General features: G+C 42.3%; 13 protein-coding genes. 2 read left to right on the plus strand and 11 right to left on the minus strand.

Features of this window, described 5'->3' with window-relative positions:
- Nucleotides 1-8: 8 nt before the first annotated feature.
- The 3 genes from PHEP_RS13955 to PHEP_RS13965 are packed head-to-tail and all read right to left on the minus strand — an operon-like array spanning nucleotide 9 to nucleotide 5,928.
- A complete protein-coding gene (locus PHEP_RS13955; protein ID WP_015808628.1) occupies nucleotides 9-1,637 on the minus strand; it encodes a glycoside hydrolase family 28 protein in 1,629 nt (542 codons plus the stop codon).
- On the minus strand, nucleotides 1,634-3,181 hold the full coding sequence (locus PHEP_RS13960) for an MGH1-like glycoside hydrolase domain-containing protein (RefSeq protein ID WP_015808629.1): 1,548 nt from the start codon (nucleotides 3,179-3,181) through the stop codon (nucleotides 1,634-1,636). Before PHEP_RS13960 ends, PHEP_RS13955 begins: the two co-directional genes overlap by 4 nt.
- Nucleotides 3,181-5,928 (minus strand): alpha-d-galacturonidase, encoded by a 2,748-nt coding sequence (locus PHEP_RS13965; RefSeq protein WP_015808630.1) that lies wholly within the window; start codon nucleotides 5,926-5,928, stop codon nucleotides 3,181-3,183. The genes PHEP_RS13960 and PHEP_RS13965 overlap by 1 nt, the downstream gene beginning before the upstream one ends.
- Before the next feature lie 465 nt (nucleotides 5,929-6,393).
- On the opposite strand from PHEP_RS13965, the gene PHEP_RS13970 reads away from it, so the two are divergent.
- The gene (locus tag PHEP_RS13970) at nucleotides 6,394-6,879 is read left to right on the plus strand and encodes an Lrp/AsnC family transcriptional regulator (RefSeq protein WP_015808631.1); all 486 of its coding nucleotides are present in this window, start codon (nucleotides 6,394-6,396) and stop codon (nucleotides 6,877-6,879) included.
- Here PHEP_RS13970 and PHEP_RS13975 read toward each other — a convergent pair.
- The 8 genes from PHEP_RS13975 to PHEP_RS14010 form a co-directional block, all read right to left on the minus strand.
- Entirely contained in the window at nucleotides 6,876-8,123 is a 1,248-nt protein-coding gene (locus PHEP_RS13975) for an MFS transporter (RefSeq protein WP_015808632.1), read from the minus strand. The two genes, PHEP_RS13970 and PHEP_RS13975, sit on opposite strands and share 4 nt — an antisense overlap.
- A gap of 15 nt (nucleotides 8,124-8,138) precedes the next feature.
- On the minus strand, nucleotides 8,139-9,059 hold the full coding sequence (locus PHEP_RS13980; protein ID WP_036674111.1) for an ROK family protein: 921 nt from the start codon (nucleotides 9,057-9,059) through the stop codon (nucleotides 8,139-8,141).
- 102 nt (nucleotides 9,060-9,161) lie between these two features.
- A complete protein-coding gene (locus PHEP_RS13985; RefSeq protein ID WP_036674657.1) occupies nucleotides 9,162-13,232 on the minus strand; it encodes a hybrid sensor histidine kinase/response regulator transcription factor in 4,071 nt (1,356 codons plus the stop codon).
- A gap of 130 nt (nucleotides 13,233-13,362) precedes the next feature.
- Nucleotides 13,363-14,757 carry a sulfatase family protein gene (locus PHEP_RS13990; protein WP_015808635.1) on the minus strand — a complete coding sequence of 465 codons (1,395 nt, stop codon included), beginning with the start codon at nucleotides 14,755-14,757 and terminating at the stop codon, nucleotides 13,363-13,365.
- A 7-nt stretch (nucleotides 14,758-14,764) separates the two neighbouring features.
- Nucleotides 14,765-16,267 carry a sulfatase family protein gene (locus tag PHEP_RS13995; RefSeq protein ID WP_015808636.1) on the minus strand — a complete coding sequence of 501 codons (1,503 nt, stop codon included), beginning with the start codon at nucleotides 16,265-16,267 and terminating at the stop codon, nucleotides 14,765-14,767.
- A gap of 11 nt (nucleotides 16,268-16,278) precedes the next feature.
- Nucleotides 16,279-17,916, minus strand: a complete 1,638-nt coding sequence (locus PHEP_RS14000) for a sulfatase/phosphatase domain-containing protein (RefSeq protein WP_015808637.1) — start codon at nucleotides 17,914-17,916, stop codon at nucleotides 16,279-16,281.
- Between the two features lie 2 nt (nucleotides 17,917-17,918).
- Nucleotides 17,919-19,568, minus strand: coding sequence for a RagB/SusD family nutrient uptake outer membrane protein (locus tag PHEP_RS14005; RefSeq protein WP_015808638.1), 1,650 nt, complete (start codon nucleotides 19,566-19,568; stop codon nucleotides 17,919-17,921).
- A gap of 18 nt (nucleotides 19,569-19,586) precedes the next feature.
- Nucleotides 19,587-22,748, minus strand: coding sequence for a SusC/RagA family TonB-linked outer membrane protein (locus tag PHEP_RS14010; protein WP_015808639.1), 3,162 nt, complete (start codon nucleotides 22,746-22,748; stop codon nucleotides 19,587-19,589).
- 263 nt (nucleotides 22,749-23,011) lie between these two features.
- On the opposite strand from PHEP_RS14010, the gene PHEP_RS14015 reads away from it, so the two are divergent.
- Nucleotides 23,012-24,220: a glycoside hydrolase family 88 protein gene (locus PHEP_RS14015; protein ID WP_015808640.1), complete on the plus strand. Its 1,209-nt coding sequence runs from the start codon at nucleotides 23,012-23,014 to the stop codon at nucleotides 24,218-24,220.
- The last annotated feature ends 141 nt before the right edge of the window (nucleotides 24,221-24,361 follow it).

A 24,361-nucleotide genomic window follows, 5' to 3' on the forward strand; every position in this document is an offset into this window, starting at 1 on the left:
GATTAAAATTATTTAATGGTATCCCCCGAAATAACCCGTACTGCGTCTGTAACTTTCCCTTCCGTTACCACAGGAGTTTTTACATGCTTAAAGTTATTGTTTCCCAGCGTGATATTTTTAGTTTTTTCTCCACTGATTTTCAGGTACATATCTGTTCCTGCAGCCGGGAAAGCGTTGTAAATAAAGGCATCATTTATATCTTTAAGCGTAATTACAGCTGCATTTGCATGTGGTGTATAACTTTTTAAACCGTTTATAGTCAGTGCAGAAACATTTTCAGCTTTAACAGCCGGTCCTATTTCTGTATTTACCTCTACGTTATGGAATGCGATACGGCTGGCATTCCTGATGTCTAAACCTGTTTTTGCCTCCATATTGATGTCATTAAAACTGATATTTTCTATGGGCATTTCTTCCAGTCCGTTTAAATAGGCAGCCTCATTTACCTGGCCGGTAATGTTGCTGAAATGAATGTTCCTGAACCTTGGCGTACGTTCGGAAACCGGTTCTAATGTTGTTTTAGCATACTGCAGATCGAGCACAATTGCCTGTTGTTTTATATTCTTCATGATGATGTTGTCTACCCTGATCTCTTCGACTATGCCACCCCTGCCGCGTGCAGATTTAATACGGATCCCGCGGTCTGTTCCATCGAATACACAATTGGAAATGCTGATCTTTCGTACATCACCAGACATTTCACTGCCTATCACTACACCGCCATGGCCCGATAACATGGTGCAATTGGTAATGGTATAATTCTGTGCCGGCGCTGCCATTTTCCGGCCCGGTGCATCCTTGCCCGATTTAATGGTAATACAGTCATCACCCACACTGATATGGCAATTGGAGATGTGTACATTGTTACAGGATTCAGGATTAATCCCATCTGTATTTGGTGCAAAAGAACCCGGGTTATTGATAGTTACCGCATGTATGGTTACATTTTCACAAAACTCCGGATTAACCGTCCAGAATGGGGAATTGCGAATGGTTATCCCTTCAATAAATACATTTTTACAGTACATGGTCTGAATAAATGGCGGACGCAGGAAGCCCCTTTTCATCTGCTTCGGATCATCCGGCAATAAGATCTCCCTGTTCAGGTCGTCGAACATATATTGCCATTTAGAACGTGGCTGGTCTGCTTTATACCCTTCTACAAAATCCCACCATTTTTTACCATGGCCATCTATAATACCACGCCCGGTAATGGCAATATTTTCAGCTTTATAAGCATAAAATAAAGGCGAAAAGCTAGTCACATCCACCCCTTCATACCTGCTTTTTACCATCGGCAAATAATCATCAAAATTATCACTGAAATGTAGTTCCGCCCCTGCGTCAATAAAAATGGTAATGTTACTTTTCAGGTGAATAGCCCCTGTAAGGTATTTTCCCGCAGGAAAATAAACCGTTCCGCCACCCGCTTTTGAAGCCGCATCAATCGCTTTTTTAATGGCCTGGGTTGCGAGTTTGCTGCTGTCGTTCCTTGCTCCATATTTCAATACATTGTAATAGGATTGTGCATTGGAACTTAAACCAAAGCTTAGCAGGCAAGTAAAAAGGACAACGATTATCTTAAATACAGGGCAAGGGCTATAAAACTTCATTTCGGCTATTTTCTTGATGATCATTTCATTTTAATTACTGCAGGTTTTAAGTTTGCAGCACGATAAATTTCTTTTCCATTGGCATAGATGTACAATCCTTTGCCCTTATTGTATTTTTTACCGGTCTTGTCCCAGCGCAGCTGCAATGTTTTGCCGTGATAACTGAGGTTATCCAGTAAAAACCAGTCCCACTTCCCTTCAGGGATCAGTGGCTGGAAGCCTACAGCCTGATCAGCCCTTGGTTTAATGCCAATCAGGTCGTTGATCACCAGATCGCAAAAAGTAGAATGGTTATAGAAACTGCTCCTTGGGTTATCCCCTTTCAGCCATTCCCCATTCTTTTCATCCTGGTATTCGCCCAGATAAGGTTTACCATTTTTCTGATGAGAAAGCGCATATTGATGTAGTTCATCATAAAAAACAGTTGCCGTCATTTTACCGTGGTTTTTATAATTGGTAAGCAAATTTGCCAGTCCTTTTAAAGTTTGCGAACTGGCAAAAGGCCATAAGGCACCGTCCCATTCGCAGCTATGGCCGGATCCCCTTGTCCTGAATGTAGGTTCTCTCCTTTCGGCAGTGGTCAGGCCCCAGGGAGCTTTAAACCCGGCAGTATCCAGCAACTGGTCCCATGCCCTGGCATATACTGGCTGATCGGCAGGTAAATTGAAATCCCATGGCACAAAGCCAATGGCCTCACGCGCAACAGCAAGTTTTCCGTTAGGGTGCCTCGTTTTAAAAAAACTGCCTTTACTGTCCCACAGGCTATCCTGCACCAGTTTTTTAAGCTGTGCAGCTTTAACAATATATTTTTCCGTTAATGCTTTATCTCCTGTAATTGCGGCAATATTGGCCAGGGCCTTTGCATTTCCATACATATAACTGCTGATGGTAGGCCTGCGGTTCTCATCTTTCCGTGACCCGCTTACCGACTCTTCCATTCCGTCCCTGACATCAAACTGCCAGAACAGGCCGCTTTTTACTTGTCTTTCTTTTTCCCATTTGGCATAATCAGCATCCAGGGCAGGCAATATGCGTTTCAAATGCGCTGCATCCGGTGTTACCAGGTAGTTCTGGTACACTGCATCATCCAGCCAGCTGCTAAACTGGTGAAAGCGCGGTTTGCTTTGACCAACATCGGCATGGTACAGCCAGAAATCTATATATTCTTTTAAATATTCCGTGTTCTTTAACCATCGCCCTTCATAAATATGGTGCCCAAGTGCACAGCTGATAGAATTGTATTTGCCTGCATGGTTAACAGGCTCAATAAACTCGGTAAAGATAAAGCCTTCAGGTGTTTTTACCAGATGCTTACGGAAAGACCACCACCGGTAATAATAGTTTTGTTCCAATACTTCATCCGGACACTCCAGCAAGGGAATATTTTGTGCCAGCCAGTCGAATGCCGCAGCATTGGGCACAAAGTTTTTCACTGCTTCTTCATCAATGGAATTAAAAAAGGTTACGTACTTTTTAAGTTTGGCCGTACCTGCAGGCAACTGCGCAGCAGCAACTCCTGTAAAAAACAGGAACAATGCCATGAGTATAAAATTCTTTCTGTTCATCATTATTCAAATAACCAGTCAATGTCTTTCCCTTGCCCGTCAAGTCCCGCATTATAGATCCTCATTTCCTGCTTTTCAGTGATAAAGCCAAGGATCAGACATTCGCCCTTTCCTAAAGTTAAAGTATTTGTTCCGGCTTCAAAAGTATAAGCATGTACATTGACAGGCGGGTAACCCGCCACAACCAGGGCATTGGAAATCTTTATCTCCGATTGCCCGTAATTGTTTGCACTGGCATCGGTTTCGAGTTCAGGAGCTTTAAGGTATGAGGGGCCTTTTTTATTAAAAAAACCTACCAAAACCTTTACCGGGACGGTATTACTGAACTTCAGTGTAGTACCCGTTTTTAGCTGTTCTGTTTTAGCCATTTTTACAGCCTTAAGCCCCTTCAGCTGTGTCGTGAAATCCTTTATTTTAGCTGCTGAATCTGTAAATACCACCGCATCCCTGCCAATAACATAAGTTCCCTGGTCCGACAGTATTTTAACCGCTGCATTTTTAAAAGGCTGTAATACAATCGCTTTCCCCTTGCCTGCCGATTTCAAAGAATCTATGCTTTTTTTAAAATGGTCCAGTTCTTTCGTAAAAACCGGCAACATCTCTTTCCAGTGGATAAAAGTTTTATCAACGCCACGCATAGGTATTTTACGCTGTTTGGTTTGCATACTATTGGCATACAGGTAATCATTTTCTGTTAGTTTAACCAAATCAGCATAATAACTTACGCTCTTTTCTAAAAGGGGCAGGGCCTTTTCCAGGTCGGATACATCGTTTGAATATTTATAGCGTAACACCCATAGTGCCGATTTAACCTTTTCTGCATAAAAATTGGCCATGGCATTGTAGCAGTACATATCATTTTTGAGCCTTCTAAATTCTGCGGTATCACGGGTAACTGTTGCTGCCGCTGCATTTATAGCTGCAAGGGCCTGCTGTCCATGTACCACCACTTCTTTGGCAATCTGAACAGGGGTTTCTCCAATATGGCCTTGTTTTTTCCATTCTTTCTCTGCGTACTCAATGATCATCTCTCCTTCCGGGGCTTCAGACTCATACATTAAGGTAAATAAACCATAACGGTAAGGATTGATCAGCTGGGTCATCAGCATCCCCAGTGTTAAAGTCTGCCTGTTGCCATCGGTAATCCCGTAGCGGCGCAACAGTTTAGGAGAAATTTCTCCTGATTCTTCATATGCGTTCAGGATGGCTTTACCACTGGCCAGGTCAGTGCCATATTTACCAGCAAGCTCCTTTCCCCAGTAATCAATTTCCTCATTTCTGTCCCTTTTGGAATTCCAGGCATATCTGCCCCATTCCTTGTACCAGATCCAGTCCCTGTCAACCTGCAACTGCCTGGGGCTGATCTTATCAGCTGTGTATGGCCAGTCCCAATAACCCGATTGCGGGTAAAGGTGCAGTCCTTTTGCCCCATATATTTTATCCATTGCCTGTACAGATTTCTGGATAAAATTGGCAGACCCATACCTGAAAGGTTCCAGATTGGCCAGGATATGTACATTTGCAATATGTACCGGAGCAACAGCACTTAATTTTCTGTGAAGCGCTGCCCAGCTTCCCCGGGGCTCATAAGTGGTAAGCGCCTCTCCGTTAAACTTATTTTCTGTATATAAATTTTTATACAGAGGTAAGGAAGCGGTCATTACCCTGGGTGCATCGGTATCATGGGCCCTCAATACAATTGGTGGTTCATTTTTAATACCCGCAGCCTTTAAGCCATCTTTTACCCCCGGAATAATGGTTTTCGTAAACCAGTCCACATCGTCCTGCCCTACGCCTTCCATAGCTTCGCCCAAGGCCACCAGTAAACCCACATTCGGATATTTCTCTACAAAGGCGGCAATAGATTTGCGGGTATAATCGGCTATAAGAGGAATAATCGGCCTGTTACGGTCCTGCGTTTTGAGGTGGTGTTTTTCGGCAAAAGGTTTAGGGATAATGATATTGTAAAACATCTGGATTACCCAAATGCCACGTTTATCCGCTTCTTCAGTCAGAAACCGGAACATTTCTTCATTTTTCTTAAAAGTAACATCGTCTACCTCCACTGCATAAGGATAATCTTTTAACCTTACCAATGAGGCAAAAGGGTGACCGTTCCAGAGGTAAAGTGAATTGTATCGGTTCTCTACCATCATATCCAGATACTGGATCCAAAGTGCTTTATCATAAAACCAGGGGAATGTTTCCGGGGTATAAGGATATTCGTAAACATCCCTGCCCGGCAGATAGTCGGGTTTCTGGAGTCCGATACAGGTTCCGCGCAATACCATTTCCGGCTGATCTGTAAGGGCAATCTTTTCAGGTAGTTTACCTGTATTTTTTATTTCATCAGCCAGCTCCATACAACCGTATAAAGCTCCGGAAGGATCAGTACCCTCAATAACCAGGTTTCTGTTTTTAGCATAAGTGATGCTGAACCCCTCTTTTCCGGCCTGTGTACCAGTAGCGTTCATAGCCGCAGCCAAACTGTTTAACAGCTTATCGTTTTTTGTACCGATAACGATTACATTTTTTGTGGCCGGAGCTTTGTCTCTTTGTACAATATTAACATCATAACCAATTAAATTCAAAGCACTTGCTAATTTACCCGCACCGAATTTAATCCTTGAACTGTTTTGAATGGGAATGACAATGGTGAGCTTGCTTTTTTTATCAACTCTGGCAGCATGCGATTCAGCATGGCTAAAAAGCGAAAGACATATAAAAATAAAAATGTGGAAATTTCTCATTTACTACAGATTTCAGAAGGCCTGAAGCTTCAAAAAGTTCAGGATATATTTGGTTAAACTATGCGAATTTCAAATATAGCAGGCAGCCCATAGTCTTTCCTGTAGCATTTCCCCAAAATACTATAGGATATTATCATCAGCTATTTCTTACTGTAAAAAAGCTGTTATATGACGTCAAATGCAGGGCATACACAACAGAACTTACACTTAAAAAGAAGTAGTCCCCCAAAATAGATTTCTTTAAGCAGCTGCCTGAAAATTCAGGCAGCTTTTTTATGGGCAATTAATCTGTAAAAACCGGAAATATTATCATATATAAACAACTTCACCAAATAATATTTCTTCATAATAAAATATTATCCGCATACACAAAATTACCTGTAAGTATTTGAAAATCTGAATGAAATACATTTTCTTTGCGCAGGTTAACCACCTGAACGGACCAACTTTAGCTTAAACATCAATATGAATACAAACACTTTGGATCAGGTTGATCTGCAAATTTTGCGTTTACTTCAAACAGATGCGAAGTTAACCAATAAACAACTTGCGCTTAAGCTGCACAAAGCCAGCAATACGATTTACGACAGGGTAGACAAATTAAAAAAGCTGGGTTATATAACCGGTACCATGACGCTCATCAACAGAAAAAAAATGGGTGAATTCCTGATTGCCTTCACCCATGTGCAATTGAATGAACATACTACAGATTCACTTAAGGCCTTCCAGTATGAAGCTTCAAAATTTTCCGAAGTTATGGAATGCTACCACATGACAGGATCTTTCGATTTTAACTTAAAAATAGTGGTGCGCGATATGACTTCGTACAATGAATTTCTGGTAGAACGCCTGGCAAAACTTTCACATGTAGGTTCACTAAGGAGCTATTTTGTAATCAATGAGGCCAAGCGTGAACTGGCTTATCCTATTGAAATGCCATCAACCTTTTAAAAAAGCTCTTTTAACTTTACCGTTTTGTTATTGATCATTGGTTTTGCATAGTAGGCCAGGAACAAAATATAACCTAGTGTAAAGTACAGGAACACCAGTGCAAAACGCAAACCGATCAGATCTCCGAGCGCACCAATGATCAGGGGTACCAATGCCCCTCCAAAAATACCTGAACACAAAATTCCTGAAAATGAACCATGATGCTGCGAAACCGAATTTAAAGCCAGCGAAAAAATAATGGAGAACATAACCGAGATAAAAAAACCTGCTGCCGGAAATGAATATAAAGCCAGTTCTTTACTGCCAAATAAAGCCAGTGAAACCACCACAATGGAAATTACTGTCGCCATTTTAAGAATGAGTTTGGAATCCCAAAGCTTTAAGAGCGCCAGACCAAGTAAACAGCCCAATGACATTAAACCCCAGAACCATGCTACTACCTGGGCGCCATCTTTATTGGGATCAACTCCGTGATAAGTTCTTAAAAATTCAGACATCCAGTTGGCCAGGGCCTGTTCCGTACCTACATAAGCCACAATACCGATAAAGAAAAGTACAACGTCCTTATTCTTTAACAGTCCTAAATAAACACTGCCAGCACCAGTTTTTTCATCTTCTTTCAGTTCTACCGCAGGCATGCTGATAAAAGAAAGCAGCAGCAGGATCAATAAAAAGATAAAGCTAAACAGCCAGTAAAGGGCTGTCCAGGACAAACCATCTTTAACAAGGCCAGCCAATACCCCAACTAAAGGGTTTTCAATGGGATGGGCAGTAAGTGCAGTGAGCAAATAGGAAAATACAAAGGGGCTTACAAAAGAGGCCAGTCCAAATACCAGTTGCCCCAGCACAGAAAAGAAAGCAAAATTTTCTTCACCCCCTGCAGTACGCATCAGCGGGTTAATGATGACCTGGAGCATAGCCATTCCCATTCCAATAATAAACAGTGATCCTAACGCAATGCCATATTGCGGATACAGGCCAAAGGATATGGCACCAATAAAGTTCAGCGAAAAAGCGATGAGCATGGATTTTTTCTCACCGATCTTTTCTATCATGATACCCGAGGGGATGGACATAATACCATAAGCCAGGAAAAAGGAGAACGGCAAAAAAGCTGCCATCGTTAAGCTCAGCTTATAAGTCTGGATAATGATTGGCATCAATGGCCCCAAAATATTGGTAACAAATGAAATGACAAACCAGATCAGTAAAATAACACCAACTAAAAAATTATTACGCTGCATATAAATTCTGTTAAATTATTTAAATTTTGAGAATACCCTTGCCGCACAGCCCAGCAAACCGGCCTGATTGCCTAATTTTGCGGCCACAATACGGGTATATTGAACTGTGCCGGGCATAGCTATTTCCAAAACTCTCCTTTTGATCTCTTCAATATAAAAATCGCCCGACTCGCTGATGCCGCCACCAATAACTACTTTTTGCGGACTAAACACATTGACAAAGCTGGCAATGCCTGTGGCCATATAGTCGAAATGTTTTTCCATCACTTCAATTGCCTGTACTTCATTAGCCCGGTATTTATCTACAATCATTTTACCTGTAATGCCTTCTGCATCTGTTCCATGAAGCTCAGCATAATCATTAATTAATGCAGCTACAGAAGCATAAGCTTCAAAGCAACCGGAAGAACCGCAGGAACACCTGGTACCTCCGTGCTGTATGGTAATATGTCCCAGTTCTGTGCCCCTGTTTTTATACCCGCCGTAAAGTTTTCCATTGATGATCAGTCCGCCACCTATCCCCGTTCCTACGGTAATAAAAACCACATCCGTACAATTGCCGGCGGAACCATAGATCAGTTCTCCCCAACCCATCATATTTGCATCATTGTCTATCACCACGTTTAAACTGGTAGAGCCGGCAATGATCCTGCCCAGGTCTAGGTTTTCAAAGCCGGGCAGGTTATCTGCTCCGCCAATAACTACATTTTGGTCAACAATGCCCGGAAAACCAATACCAACACCAATTACCTGTGCGGGGGCATGCTCCACACACTTACGTATGGCCGCGTTGATCAGGGCTATGACCTCCCCTTCTGTTAAAACATTGTTTAGTGGAAATAAAAAGGAATAGATGACCTCTCCCATTTCATTTACCAGGCCGCATTTTAAAGATGAGCCGCCAACATCAATTCCGATTGCGTAAGATTGTGCCAATTTTTCTAAGGTTTCAAATTATTATAAACCGAAATTAGGGCTAAACCTTAGGAAAGGATTTCAATATTGTCTTTTATGATTTAGGTTTTGTGTTAAACTCCGTTAATTGCCTTCCAAATCCTTTTTTGCAAGATATTCTGTAGGCATACAATCGTAATATTGTTTAAAGGCCGTCGAAAAATAGGAAGGAGAATTGAAGCCCGACATGTAGGCTACCTGTGCAATGGTATATTGTCTGGATTCCATCAGTTCTACCGCTTTTTTAAAGCGGATCCTTTTGATAAAATCAGTTGCAGATTCACCGGTAATGGCTTTTAGCTTCAAATACAAATTGGAACGGCTCATGCCGATTTCCCTGCTGAATTTATCTACTGAAAAATCTGATTCTGTAATGTGCGACTCGATAATTGCAATGGCTTCCCTTAAGAAGTCTTCATCAAGTGTATTAAAAGCAATATTTTCAGGAATAATCTCCGTTGAACTTGAATAATACTCTTTCAGCCGCTTTCTGGAACGACTGATATTTTGCAGCTTGGCCTCCAGTAAAGCGATAGAAAAAGGCTTCGTTACATAATCATCTGCCCCAACTTCGAGCCCTTTGATCTGGTGGTTGGTCTCATTTTTTGCTGTAAGCAACACTACCGGAATATGACAGGTCCGGATATTCTGTTTGATCTTCTTGCAAAAATGTATGCCATCCAGCTCTGGCATCATCACATCACAGATGATCAGGTCTACCTGTTCCTCATCCAGCAGGCCCAGTGCCTCTTTACCATCGTAGGCAACGCTAACCTGGTAAATGTTGCTGAAATAATTCTTAAGGTAATCTACAATTTCAGGATTGTCATCTACCACCAGCAACTTCTCTTTTTCCTGACTGTCATCTGCTGCTATGGGGTTTTCAAACGCCACATCTTCAGCAAAATTTCCTTGCTCGTCATTTTCAACCGACAGCTCATAATGCTGGCTTCCACTGTGTTCATCCGCATCATACTGCTCATCAGCAAGTGGAATAGAAACGATAAACATACTACCCTTGCCGGGGGCACTTTCTACTGTAATGGTACCATGGTGCAATTCTACCAGGCGTTTGGTAAAGGCCAGTCCAACCCCCGAGCCCAGGTTCATTTCGGCTCCGCTCACCTGATAAAAACGGTCAAAGATCCTATCCTGATGTTTTATGTCTATCCCTATACCCGTATCACTTACCTTAATCACCGCATCATTGTTCTTCCTGGTCAGTTCAACTGTTATAGATCCTGCCTCCGGCGTATATTTAAAGGCGTTGGACAATAGGTTGAACAGTATTTTTTCAATAGAATCCTTATCAAAATAAAAAGGCAGTCGTGCTTCGGTGGAATTGTAAGTGTATTTGATCTTGTTTTTGGCAGAAAGCGTACTAAAAGAGCTATAAACCTCATGAATAAAACTCACCATATCGGCCCGGTTCACTTTCAGTTTCTTGGTGCCCAGCTCTGTCTTTTTGAATTCAAACAACTGATCGACCAGGTGATACAACCGTTTTGCGTTCAACAGCATCAGTTCATGGTGCCTGCGCAACGATTTATCTGTTACAGGCTTGTTCATGATCTCTTCCAGCGGAGCCAGGATTAAGGTAAGTGGTGTCCTGAATTCATGAGATACATTGGTAAAGAAATCCATTTTCATCTGGTTAATGGAATTGACCTTTTCTCTTTCCATTCTTTCCAGCTTTAACTGGTGCAGTGTTCTGATACGCTCAGAAACCACCCTATATACAATATAACCAGCTCCAGCCCCCAACAGGCAAACCAGCAGGTAAAACCAGTTGCTGTTCCACCAGGGTGGCAACACTACTATCTCCAGGCTTTTCGTTGCACTGCTTTCCCCAAGCGGCCCAATCGCTTTTACATGAAATATATATTTACCAGGTTGCAGATTGGTATAACTGGCCTTCGGTACATTATCTGTTAACTGCCAGTCGGCATCAAAGCCCTCCAGTTTATACTGGTATTTGGTTCTGTTGGGTGAGATATAGTTAAAAGCATTAAAGAAAATGCTGAACTGCTTAAATTCATGTCCAAAAGTGAGTTTGGCAGCCTGGTCAATGTGCTGGTCCAAAATGCCATAACCATCATCAGGAACTACTGTTTTATTAAACACTTCCAACCCGGTAAAAGTCACCTTCAGCTTAAGCGGGGCCTGGTCTAATGTTCTGGGATAGAAATAAGATATCCCGTTTATACCACCAAAAAGCATCATTCCATCATTGGCTTTACAAAAAGCGTACAAATTAAACTGGTTGTTTTGCAAGCCGTCCTTGTTGTCGAACATTTGTATTTTACGGGTATCGGGGTCAAATTTCACCAGGCCTTTATTGGTGGATATCCAAAGGTAGCCATCATCATCTGGCTGTATGCCATAAATGGTACCCTTAAGAAAATCCTTGCGGGTATTAAAGGTTACAAAAGAACGGGTATTTTCATCAAAAAGATTTAAACCGTCCCTGGTACCTACCCAGATCCGTTTTTTATGGTCTTCAGCAATACAGCTCACTACATCGTTGCTCAGCATTGCACCCGGAAAAGGATCAAACAACAGGTTTTCGGGATAAAACAGGTTCACACCATTTGTTGTACCGATCCAGATCCTCTTTTTGGAATCTTCCAGCAAATAAGTGAGCTCATCAGAAGTTAAACGTTTGCCTGCCTTGTCGATGTAAATGTGTGAGAAAGACTGATCGGCTACATTAAACTGATCCAGCCCCGTCCTTGTTCCTACCCAGATCCTGTTCTGATGATCTTTTAAAAGGGCATATACCATATCGCCGGTGATGCTTTTCGGATCACTGGCCACATGTCTGAAAACTTTACTTTTTCCGGTAACCGGATCCAGGTAATTTAAGCCCGCATTATGTGTACCTACCAATAGTTTACCACTTTGATCAAAAGCAATCGACTTGATATTGTTCGAGCTCAGTGAATTCGGATCAGATTCCTTATAAGTATAATACCTGATTGTACCGGCTTTGCGGTCCCAGTAGTTCAGTCCTTTATCATTTGTACCAATCCAAAAGTTATCCTTACTGTCTTCTTTAATCAGGTTAACTACCTGGTCATTTAAGGATAAGCCACCTGTATTCTGATTGAGCAGGTTAAATTTAATGTCGTTTTGATGGTAATAGTTTATGCCTCCGTAAAAAGTACCCATCCACATACCCATTTGCTTATCACGGTATACAAAACGTACAGAATTCTGGCTCAGGGTATAAGGAATAGAAGCCTGGTGATAGTAATTCTGAAAAATACCGGTCTTAGGGTCGAGGATAGAAAGGCCCCTGAATGTACCCAACCAGAGGTTTCCCTGAGCATCTTTACTGATGCCACGTACGTCATTATCGGCCAGACTGCCATTTACTGTTGTTACCAGGTGCCTGTAATTTTGCCAGTCGCCGGTAGTCAGGTTATATTTGATCAACCCGTTGCCTTCTGTTCCCACCCACAATACCTGGTCATCAATAAAAAGTTCATTTATGGGTTTAGCCGAGCCCAGATTAAACGAAGTCAGTTTACGGCTCTTCATGTTCATTTTAAACAGTCCCACATCTGTGCCTACCAGCAACGTGTTTTTCAACAGCGCCAGGTGGCGTACACTTTTAATGCCATAGGCAGATGCATCAAAATTAACCTGTTTGAACTGCTCAGTATGTTGATCCAGACAAAACAGTTCACCCGCACTGGAACTGGCCCATATTAGTTTATCCGCATCCTGTATGACAGATGAAATGTACCATTCGCCAGGCTTTCTTGGCAACTTATAATTCTGAAAATTGTTACTCGCATAATCATACCGGCTCACACCCTGGTTACCACCAACCCATAACAAGCCCTTGTGGTCAAGATAAATGCTCCTGATGTAATTCGACTGTATGCTTTTTTTATCGCCTTTGGAGGGTCTGTATACTGTAAAAGTTTCCCCGTCATAACGATTAAGTCCGTCCTGGGTGGCCATCCACATAAATCCCAGTGTATCCTGTACAATGGCGAAAACCGTGCTTTGCGACAAGCCCTTATCTACAGAAATACTTCTGAAATAACGCTTTACATTTTGATCAGGGTTGGTCTGGGCATGTACCGGCAATCTGGCTGCCAACAGCAATACCAACAAATAACAATATAAAGCACCTCTCCTCATTCGGTCAGCATTAAAAAAACCTGTGTTTAAATCCCATGTCAAAATTAACCACATCCGACAAAAAACCATAAATACTGCTTAATATAAGCTTTATTTTTAATTTTAAATCATACAAACCCGCTCCTGCTATTTATTTTTTTAATGCATAAAACGAATCCTGGTGCTGTTTACACCATAGTTTCAGGTAAGCGCGCATTTCATTCAATTTCTTTTTATAGGCGGGTTTAACAGCCAGGTTATCCATTTCTCCTGCGTCTTTTTCCAGGTCAAACAATTGTTCCCGGATCTCCCCCTTGTCATAAACAATGTATTTAAAATCTTTGGTAATCACTGCCCTGCCCTTAATACCCAGCAACAGTTCGTTATCAGCAAAATCGGTTTCTATCACTAAAGTATCCCGTAGTTTAACCGAAGGGTTGGCAATACGTTTACTTAAATCCAGGCCTTTTAAACCAACAGGTTTAGCAATTCCGGCAAAGCCACATATGGTGGGGATAATATCGATGCCATTGCAAACCAGCTGATCATCGGTTCTGGCTTTCCATTGTCCGATCTTCGAGATGATAAAAGGTATCCTGGCAGCCTCCTCATACAAAATCTGCTTCTGGTTCCACTCATGTGCCGCATAACCATCACCATGATCGCTGGTAAAGATGATGATGGTATTGTCTTCTATACCATATTTTTTTAACGAACCCAATACCATGGCCATATAATTGTCTACCTTCTCTACCAGGCGGTTATAGGCCCAGCGGTATTTGCGCCACTGGCTTTCGTTCCAGCCTACCGAAGGATAAGTACGCGGGTTCACCTTTTGCTGTTCCCTTACAATGGCAGGCTCAAAAGCCGGAATTGGCCAGTTGGCAGGTAATTTCGGACAAAATGCTGTATCCGGCGCTGCATCCAGAACATCCATTTTCAAATTATCACCCCTTGCCCATTCACAAATATCGTGTGGGTTCAAAAAGGATGCTACCAGTAAAAATGGGTTGTCTTTATTCTTTTTAATGAAGTTGGCGCATTGCGATGGGGTAACTGCATCGGTATAATCGCCCATACCTGTATTCTCAATAGTCTCAAATCCATGTTGTGCTACTTTAGTAACAGGAACAGGCAGGTGCCATTTTCCGACGTAGCCGGTTTTATAGCCTCCTGCCTTAAATATTTTGCCCATCATCAGCACAGAATCGGGCCACTGTCCGTCCTTTTCCGGTGTATTCCCCGTAAAGCCGGTTTCATGTGGCATTTTTCCGCTAAATATCGCGGAGCGTGAAGGTGTACAGAGCGGCTGGGCACAATAGGCACGTGTAAAACGGGTACCGTTTGCAGCCAAAACATCCATTGCAGGTGTATGCAGGTCCTTATTACCAGCATTGCTCATGGCATCAGCTGTTTGCTGATCTGTCATGATGATAATGATGTTAGGCCTGGAAGCTGCTACTTTTGAGGTTTGCGCCCCTGCATCTCCAAAACCTGCAAGTATAAGCATGGCTATCAACCAGCCTTTCGATTTGTACATCTTCATGTTATGTTTACTTCAAATAATTGTAACTGGAATCTAATTTAAAACGCTTTTGCATCTCTTTACTTGGTTTTGGCGTTTTATCTATTTCACTAAAATAAGCAGCAGTATCCCAGATCTGTATATTACCATTAGTTTCTCTCGGATCTTTCGTTGCTACCAAATAATTACGCAATTTAGCAACAAGCTCCTGTTTTATTTTTTGATATTCAGGAAGTGCTGCCAGATTGTGTAATTCATCCGGATCTTTATTGATATCAAATAATTCTTCTGCCGGACGTTTGCCCATTCCCAGTTCAAAGAAAGACTTTACTTTCGGATCATCTTTATGTTCTATCAGGTAATATTTGGTTTCACCCGGCCAGTTGAACATGTAGGGATCAATGTCTCCATAAAACGGCGGATCACCTGCCGGCCATCTATTTGGTTCATAATTTTTAATGTAAAGATAATCTTTAGTACGAATTGCCCTGCCAGGATAGCCAAGGCCATGCCGACGAACGAATGCATGACGCTCTCTTCCCAGTACTACATAATCCCGGGGTTTTTCATCTTTTTTACCTGCCTCAACAATGGGCAATAAACTTTTACCCGTCATATCGGCCGGTACAGGTACCTTACCCAGTTGTAAGAATGTTGGGGCAAGGTCATTCAGTGTGACCAGGTTATCGGCAACTACATCCTGTTTAAACTTACCTGGCCATGAAATGATCAGGGGCACATGTGTACCAAAATCGTACAAGTTGGCCAGTCCACGCGGCATTTGCCAGCCGTTGTCACTGCATACCACAATTACCGTATTGTCCAGCTCACCACTTGCTTTCAACTGGTCAAGGGCCTCGCCCAGTTCACGATCAAAGGTTTCAACCGCAGCGTAGTAATCTGCAATGTCTTTTCTTATACTGATATGATCTGGCAAATAGGCAGGAACTTTTACTTTATTTGGATCGATACCAGCTTTTTCGCCGGAACCTTCCACATAAGGACGGTGAGGTTCATGACTACTGATCCAATAACACCAGGGACCTTCTTTTTTATCTTTTAAAAATGCGCCAAAACTTTTAAACTCATTCCCTGCAGGATTTCTTGGGCGTTTATTGGCCTCAAAGCTTCCCGGGCCCCAGCCTTTTCCCTGAAAACCTATGGCATAGCCAGCTTCTTCCAGCAAATCCGGATATACTTTATATTTAACCGGTAAAACACCCCATAAATTGCCCCCATCTTCTAACCTCCATATATCCTGTCCGGTCAGCATTCCAGCCCTTGCGGGCGTACAGGAAGGTGAACTGCAAAAAGCATTGGTAAAACGTACCCCTTCTTTCGCAATCCGGTCCATATTGGGCGTGCGTACCGTTTGATCACCATAGCTCCCTACGTGGTTCCAGGATTGGTTATCGGACATGATCATCAGGATATTCGGACGATCCGTTTTTTTTTCCGGCGAAGTGCAGGAAGCCCATATCAGCACCATTGAAAGTGCTGCAGGGAAATATTTCAATTTGTTAAATTTCATCTTTATCAATTTTATAAAGCTTCAGTTGGATTCGTATCTTTATATTGTACCTGCAGCTTTTTCATTTGCACTTTCAGGTCTTTAATAATCGGCTCATAGGCCTTATCGTTATACAGGTTTTGCATCTCATGCGGATCTTTCTGCATATCGTATAATTCCCATTCATCAATGTCATTGTAAAAATGGATCAGTTTATAGCGCTCCGTTCTGATGCCATAGTGCCTTTTAACCATGTGCCAGCTTGGAAATTCATAATAATGATAATATACAGCCTTGCGCCAGTTTTCCGGCGATTTTCCTGCGTTATCCAATACCGGACGTAACGACAGGCCCTGCATATCGGCTGGTATTTTTACCCCTGCATAATCCAGTAAAGTTGGTGCAAAATCGAGGTTCATGGCAAAGGCATTACTTACTGAACCGGCTTTAACCGAAGGCGGATACCTCACCATTAAAGGTGTACGGAAAGATTCATCGTACATAAAACGTTTGTCGAAATACCCATGCTCACCCAAATAAAAGCCCTGATCGGAAGTATAGACAATAATGGTATTGTCCAGCTCCCCTATCTTTTTCAGGTAATCCATCAGCCTGCCTACATTTTCATCTACCGAAACCACGCAGGCCAGATAATCGCGCATATACTGCTGGTATTTCCATCGCACCAGGTCGGCCCCTTTCGGGTTCAGCCTTTTAAATTCGGCTACGCGTTTGTCATATACTTTTCTCCATTGTACCTTTTCAGCATCTGTCATGCGGTTGTACACTTCAAAAAAACGGGCTTTATCCAGTGAAGGATCATTGGCCTGTTGATAATCATCACCCTTGGCATCTTTAAACTTAGGGGAAACAGGTAGTTTCGCCATAGAATCAAGCTGGGCTGTAGAAAGCATTTTAAGGTCCCATGCAGGCCACATATCGGTAGAAATGTTCATCAGCTGCTCCTTTGCTGCCCTGCCCCTGCCCTTAAAATCATCCAGTAAATTGGCAGGTTCAGGAAAAACCGTATCGTCAAACATCCCCAGGTGTCTTGGTGCCGGCAACCAGTTGCGGTGCGGTGCTTTGTGCTGGTAAATCATCAGAAAGGGTTTATCATGGTCCCTTTTTTCAAGGAAGCCGATGGCCTTATCGGTGATGAGGTCTGTTACATATCCTTTTTCTTTAACCAGATGCCCGTTTTCTATAAATTCAGGCTGATAATATTGTCCCTGGTTGGGCAAAATACTGTAATAGTCAAAGCCCATTGGTGTTGAGCCCAGGTGCCACTTGCCAATCATTGCGGTCTGGTACCCTGCTTTCTTTAACAACTGCGGATAAATAACCTGAGTACTGTCAAATACCTTTGAATTGTCTGTTAAACCATTCAGGTGGCTATATTTTCCGGTCAGGATAGTAGCCCTGGATGGCCCGCAAACTGCATTGGTTACAAAACAGTTGTTAAACAACATACCCTCGTTGGCAATTCTGTCCAGGTTGGGCGTTTTTACCAATTTGCTGCCATAAGCGCTTATGGCCTGAATGGTATGGTCATCTGTCATGATGAACACAATATTGGGCCTTTTGGCACTTTCAGCAGGTTTAGGCTGCTGGCAAGACATTAAGGTGGCACCGGCAAACAAAACCGGTAAAATTAATTTCAATTTACCCATTTTTAGTATTTAGGATTTTGGGACAACTTGGGGTTTAAATCACGTTCTCCCTGAGGGATTGGGTAAAGCTCATGCTTATTGTCGACAAAGTTTGTTCCAGCTACATAAGGATAAGCAGCCCTGTAAACTTTAAGCGCTGCCTGTGCAGCCCTTAAGCTTGGCCCTAAAATATTCCACCTGATCAGGTCAGATTTTCTGGTGCCTTCAAAACAGAGTTCATAAGCACGCTCTGTTTGCAGTTTGGCAAGAAATGTATCTTTGTTTAAACCAGCAGGCAAATCGACCGCAGCATTTACCGTAGTCAGGGGTTTACCAAATCCCCTTCTGCGCACCATGTTTACAGCAAGATAAGCATCACTATTAGGCCCTTCGTTTATTTCATTTTCTGCTTCGGCCCGCATTAACAAAATATCGGAATAACGCAATAAAGTCCAGTTGATGTCTGTATTGTTTAAATCTTTAGGCCCGGTATTCTGCCAGTCGCGTCTCCATTTACCCGGCGCCCACTTGGAGTCGTTGGTACCGGTAAATTCTATCTTTGCCGCATTTACGTCCAGCTGATAGGTTCCTACCGCAACATCTCTTCTCAAATCACCAGTTGCATAACTTTTCTGGAATAAGGCAGTGGTTTTGTAAAAAGAATTTGCCCTGCCGTAAGGATTTTTATCAGCTGCTACCGGGGCATTCCAGGTGCCTATAACACCACTGTTTGCCAAACCGCCATCAAGATTATACAAGGCCACTTCATACATGCTTTCCTTAGGTTCAAGGATCAGTTTACAGTGGTTTCTAAAAATCTGCTCATAGCTGGAGTTCAGTACATGCTCTCCCGATTCCATAACCTCCTTTGTTTCCTTTAAAGTGATGGCATAATAATCTTTGTACTTAGCCGGGCGCTCCATCAGTTCATTTGCCCTTAAGGAATAACCTGCCCTGTACAACGCTGCCCTTGCCAGCATACCCTTGGCCGCCCCTTTACTAATCCGCTCATCCACAGGCTTCTGGGAAGCCCACGGCAAATCCGGAATCGCTTCGTTCATGTCTTTGAACACCTGGTCGTACACCAGCTCACGATCAGTTCTGGGCAGTTGCAGGTCATCTGTAGCTGCTGTAGGCTTCAGTTTCATCGGCACATCACCAAATAACCTGATCAGGTCAAAATAATATTGTCCCCTTAAAAATTTGGCTTCGGCCAGCAAACGTGCCAGATCTTTCTTCTGCGCATCCGTGCCGTTCTTGTACAGGTCCATTTCCGGAATCCTTTCAATGACCAGGTTGGCCCTGTCTATCCCTTTATAGAGTAACTGCCAGCATGCGGCTACATAAATGTGTACCGGCGTCATTGCATAATGCGCAGCCACACGGGGATCATTGCTCAAACCTGTTCCGTCCATCTGGGCAATATCACTGTCGATATCAAATACCAATGACATGTAGAAACCATAAGTGTTATTGTTAGACATCGATTCATATATGCCCAGCACCGCCATTTTGGCTTCATTTGCATCCTTAAAAAAAGTATCGGCAGCATAATAAGAAGTAGGTTTTTCCTCCAGCCATTTTTTGCAGGAAGTAGGCATAACCAATATTGCTGATGCTACAACCATTAATTTAACAGTTCTGATAGCAGTAGTTTTAAAATATTTGTTCATGATCTTACAGTCTAGAATTTAAAAAGAAACATTTACACCCGCAACAAAAGAACGGGTTCTTGGATAGGCCCCAAAATCAACTCCCGGGGTAAGTCCTGTACTGTTCGCTGTACTTACTTCCGGATCGTAACCTGAATATTTGGTAAAGGTGTGCAGGTTATATCCTGTTACATATATCCTTGCACCCGAAACTTTCACTTTAGACAACCAAGCTTTTGGCAAGGTATAACCCAGGCTCACATTACTGATCCGCAGAAAGGAACCATCTTCAATCATCTGGTCGTAAAGCCTTAAGCCCGTGCCCGCACCATTATACAGCGGTATGGTTTTGCCTTCGTTCAATGCAGCCAAAGCAACCGGATCTGTTACGCGCTGACCGGCAGCATCAATACTCATCCAGCGGTTGGCCACATAAGCAAATGCATTTTTATAATCCAGGTTGGTCTGGCTCATGTTCAGCTTATTGGCATTGTACACATCGTTGCCATACGACCAGTTTAAGAAAACACTCAGGTCAATACCTTTGTAAGAAAAGGTATTGTTCATGCCGCCGATAAAGTTCGGATTTGCATTTCCGATCACTACCCTGTCGTCCGAATTTATTTTTCCGTCACCCGTCTGATCAACCAGTTTTAAAAAGCCAGGTTTTGGTACATTATTGGCGTCAAAAGGAATCCCTGCTTTTAAGGTATAAACTTTAGTTGTAGGGTTATAATCAAATTCATTTACCTGGTACAGACCGTTAGATTTATAACCAAACATTTTGCCTACAGCACCACCTACACGTATAATGTAGTCTTTTTCCTGTAAACCACCCCAGCTTGCTGCACCATACATAAATTGATTTCCACTGGTAAGCGAAATCACTTTATTATAGTTAAAGCCCATATTAAAAGTGGTATTCCAGCTAAATCCGCCGGCATCTTTAAGGTTTACCGTATTTAAAGTAAACTCAATCCCTCTGTTACTGGTGGCCCCCACATTGATCAGCATGGTACTGTAACCAGAAAGGTTAGGTACATCGGCATTCAGCAATAAATCTGTTGTGCGGTTATCGTAGGCATCAACCGTTAACTGGATACGCTGGTTAAAGAAACCGATATCCAGACCAAGGTTCTGTGTACGTGTTTTTTCCCATTTCAAATCCGGGTTAGGCAATGTTCTCGAACCTACAGAAATTACGTTCTCGTTGTTCAAAGGATAGTAACCGGATTGGAAAAGTGCCTGAGAAAGGTAATTAGGAATCCGGTTATTTCCCGCTACCCCAACACTTAAACGCAGTTTCAGATCAGATATCACGGGGATCTTTTTCATAAAATCTTCTTCAATTACCCGCCAGGCAAATGCACCAGAAGGAAAATAGCCATATTTATTGTCTGAACCGAATTTAGAGGAACCATCAGCCCTTAAGCTTGCAGAAAAGATATACCTGCCCTTATAGGTATAATTAGCCCTTGAAAACAGGGAAAACATTTTCTCATCTTCAGAAAACGAAGTTGGGATTCCAGGTAAAACACCTTGCGACAAATCGTCCAGTCCTAAACTCTGGTCCGGAAATCTGTTTGAACTGGCACTGAAGTTTTCCGATTTGGAATACAACTGTTCCTGTCCCACCAATACATCCAGTTTATGCACCTGGTTAAACACATTAGAATAGGTTAAAGTATTGCTGTAATTCCAGTCGTTCCTGTCCGACTGGGCAATGGACCCATTCGGGCCACCAGAACGTTTCGCATTTACGGAACGGGAATCATTAAATATTTTAGTTTTTGTACCTGATGTTCTTAAACCTACCAAACCCCGGTAAGTAATGTTTTTAAACAGTTCATAATCAACAGCAGCATTTAAATTTAAGATCTTATTGGCCGAAGACCTTTGCTGAGAGAGGGCATTGATGATCGGGTTTTGTAAGGTATTCCCACTATCATCCTGTAAATATGGATCTTCTTCCATTCCAATCAGATCTGCATCTGTACCTTTTAAACCAAAAGTTGGACGGAACTGGAAGACGTTTTGCAACTGGTTAAACCTGGTATTGCCTTTTCTCGTACCCACCCCAAAGGTATTCTGATCGGAATAGTTTACAATACCTGTTACTCTTAATTTTTTACCGGCGTTATGGGTTACATTCAGTTTGGCCACATTCTTTTTGGAACCGCTGTTCAGCATAATCCCTTCATCATTGTTATGAGAATAAAAGAAATTGAACCTGGTTTCTTTGCTTCCACCCCCTACACCAAATTTATGGTACTGGCTATTGGATGTACCCCCAAACAGTTCATTTTGCCAGTTTACCCCTGATTTGTCTCCATATAAACTTTGCAGATCTGCAAAAGCACCGTAATTACTTAAAAACTTGGCTTCTTCAGTAGCATTACCCAAACTTTTTTCATATTGTAATAAGGTATACTGATATGGGTTTAATACAGGCAGTGTTTTCGTAATGTCTTTAGCACCAAAATACATATCATAAGATAAGGCCAGTTTACCTGCTTTAGGTTGTTTTGTAGTTACCAGAATTACACCGTTCGCACCTCTGGCACCATATATCGCAGTAGCAGATGCGTCTTTCAACACATCCATACTTTCCACATCCATCGGGTCAAGAAAGCCCAGTCCGTTGGTTTGTGGAATCCCGTCTATGACATATAATGGCTCATTGCTTTGAGTAATCGAGCCCCCGCCACGTATGGTGATAGATGGGTTTGACCCCGGTGTACCATCAGCAGCTGTAACCTGTACGCCTGCAATGCGTCCGGCCAATGCACTGGCTACATTTTGTACCGGAACTTTGCTCAGCTCTTCACCTTTTACAGACGATATTGCGCCAGTCAGCTCTTTACGTTTAACTGTTCCATAACCAATTACCACCACCTCGTTCATGGTTTTAGTATCAGTAGCCAGTTTTACGTTAATCGTAGTCCTGCCATTTACAGGTTCTTCTGTAGTTTTATATCCTATATAGGAGAAAACCAATATCGCATCGGGATTACTTGTACTTATGGTATAACTTCCATCCACGCCGGTTGACCTTCCCTTACCTATTCCCTTTATAGATACGCTTACTCCCATAAGCGGTTCTCCTCCGGCATCAGACACAACTCCTTTTGTAGTTGTATTTTGGGCATAGAGCGTAAGGTTACCCGCAACAATAATTAATAGCAGTAAAAATCTATTCATAACATTTTTTTAGTTTTACATAATTTGGTTTATTGACAAAAACGAATGTATAGCACTCCAACCAGAATGAATTTAGGTATTGATCAAAATGCTATCACTTTTGATTAATCACTCATTATTTCACAAAAATAGATGCTGTAATCCAAAAAAAATCAGGCATTCACCAATTCCTAAATGAATATATCCGATACTTAAAGCCTTACATCTTTACACTCCCTACCTTCATCATTATTAAAAAACAAAACTTAGATCGGAAAATAATTATGAAATCACTACTCAGTGCGTTTGTTGCGACTATTGCATTAATAGGATCTGCAAACGGGATGACAGTTACGAAAGGCAACGGCGATGACTGGTTAAAGAAATCAACTAAAACCGCAGTAATACAGTTAACACGGGCTGCACAAACCTATACACCAGGAATGAACCCAAGGTCTGTCAATCCGGACGGGACGGTAAGGCTGGCCCCTCCCCGCGACTGGACCACAGGTTTTTTCCCGGGAACGTTGTGGTATGGTTATGAACTATCGGGCGATAAAAACCTGGCGGCCGAAGCCAAAAGATTTACCCTTGCCTTAGATACGATACAATATGTTAAAGATACGCACGACCTGGGCTTTATGTTGTATTGTTCTTATGGCAATGCCTACCGTGTAACCGGAGACAAGATTTACCTGAAGCCATTAGAAAACGGTGCGGCCAATTTATATGCCCGTTTCAATAAAAAAGTAGGGGCCATCCGCTCATGGGATTTCGGACACTGGCAATTTCCGGTAATTATAGACAACCTGATGAACCTGGAGTATTTATACTGGGCAGGAAAGGAATTCAATAAGCCAGAATGGTTCGATGCTGCTAAAACACATGCGGTTACGACCATGAAAAACCATTTCAGAAAAGATTATAGTTCTTACCATGTGATCAGTTACGATACCCTGTCTGGAAAAGTACTGCAACGTGAAACCCATCAGGGACTTACCAACGAATCGGCCTGGGCACGGGGGCAAGCCTGGGGACTTTACGGCTATACCATGAGCTATAAGGATACGAAAGACAAAAAATTCATCGAACATGCAGAGCATATCGCTGCTTTCATCATGAACCACCCTGCAATGCCGGCAGATAAAATTCCACTTTGGGACTTTGATGTCCACAACCGCGACAGGTCGCCAAGGGATGCTTCTGCTGCTGCAGTAATTGCTTCAGCCCTGCTAGACCTGAGCACGCAGGTAAAAGATGGTCAGAAATATTTTAAATTTGCCGAGGATATCCTGAAAACATTGTCATCAGATGAATACCTGGCGAAACCCGGCGAGAACCAGTTTTTTATATTGAAACATAGTGTAGGTGCATTGCTGTACAATTCGGAAATCGATACACCTTTGAATTATGCCGACTATTACTATCTGGAGGCTTTAAAACGCTATGCAGAGATTAAAAAAATTGACCTGAAAACAATTAATCAGTCTTAATTTTAAACCAACAGCATTATACCAAAACAGCAAAGGCTACCAGGGTTGGTAGCCTTTGCTGTTTTGGATAGTTTTAAAAGAATTTAAATCAGTATTGAAACATTTTGGCAGGGATTATTTTTTAATTTGTTGAACAAGAAT

It is taken from the genome of Pedobacter heparinus DSM 2366 (genome assembly GCF_000023825.1).
Classification (GTDB): Bacteria; Bacteroidota; Bacteroidia; order Sphingobacteriales; family Sphingobacteriaceae; genus Pedobacter; species Pedobacter heparinus.

Excerpts from the sequence above, each read along its gene's own strand:
- PHEP_RS13955 (WP_015808628.1), bottom strand. The coding sequence starts at position 1,637 with ATGATCATCAAGAAAATAGCCGAAATGAAGTTTTATAGCCCTTGCCCT.
- PHEP_RS13960 (WP_015808629.1), bottom strand. The coding sequence starts at position 3,181 with ATGATGAACAGAAAGAATTTTATACTCATGGCATTGTTCCTGTTTTTT.
- PHEP_RS13965 (WP_015808630.1), bottom strand. The coding sequence starts at position 5,928 with ATGAGAAATTTCCACATTTTTATTTTTATATGTCTTTCGCTTTTTAGC.
- PHEP_RS13970 (WP_015808631.1), top strand. The coding sequence starts at position 6,394 with ATGAATACAAACACTTTGGATCAGGTTGATCTGCAAATTTTGCGTTTA.
- PHEP_RS13975 (WP_015808632.1), bottom strand. The coding sequence starts at position 8,123 with ATGCAGCGTAATAATTTTTTAGTTGGTGTTATTTTACTGATCTGGTTT.
- PHEP_RS13985 (WP_036674657.1), bottom strand. The coding sequence starts at position 13,232 with ATGAGGAGAGGTGCTTTATATTGTTATTTGTTGGTATTGCTGTTGGCA.
- PHEP_RS13990 (WP_015808635.1), bottom strand. The coding sequence starts at position 14,757 with ATGAAGATGTACAAATCGAAAGGCTGGTTGATAGCCATGCTTATACTT.
- PHEP_RS13995 (WP_015808636.1), bottom strand. The coding sequence starts at position 16,267 with ATGAAATTTAACAAATTGAAATATTTCCCTGCAGCACTTTCAATGGTG.
- PHEP_RS14000 (WP_015808637.1), bottom strand. The coding sequence starts at position 17,916 with ATGGGTAAATTGAAATTAATTTTACCGGTTTTGTTTGCCGGTGCCACC.
- PHEP_RS14005 (WP_015808638.1), bottom strand. The coding sequence starts at position 19,568 with ATGAACAAATATTTTAAAACTACTGCTATCAGAACTGTTAAATTAATG.
- PHEP_RS14010 (WP_015808639.1), bottom strand. The coding sequence starts at position 22,748 with ATGAATAGATTTTTACTGCTATTAATTATTGTTGCGGGTAACCTTACG.
- PHEP_RS14015 (WP_015808640.1), top strand. The coding sequence starts at position 23,012 with ATGAAATCACTACTCAGTGCGTTTGTTGCGACTATTGCATTAATAGGA.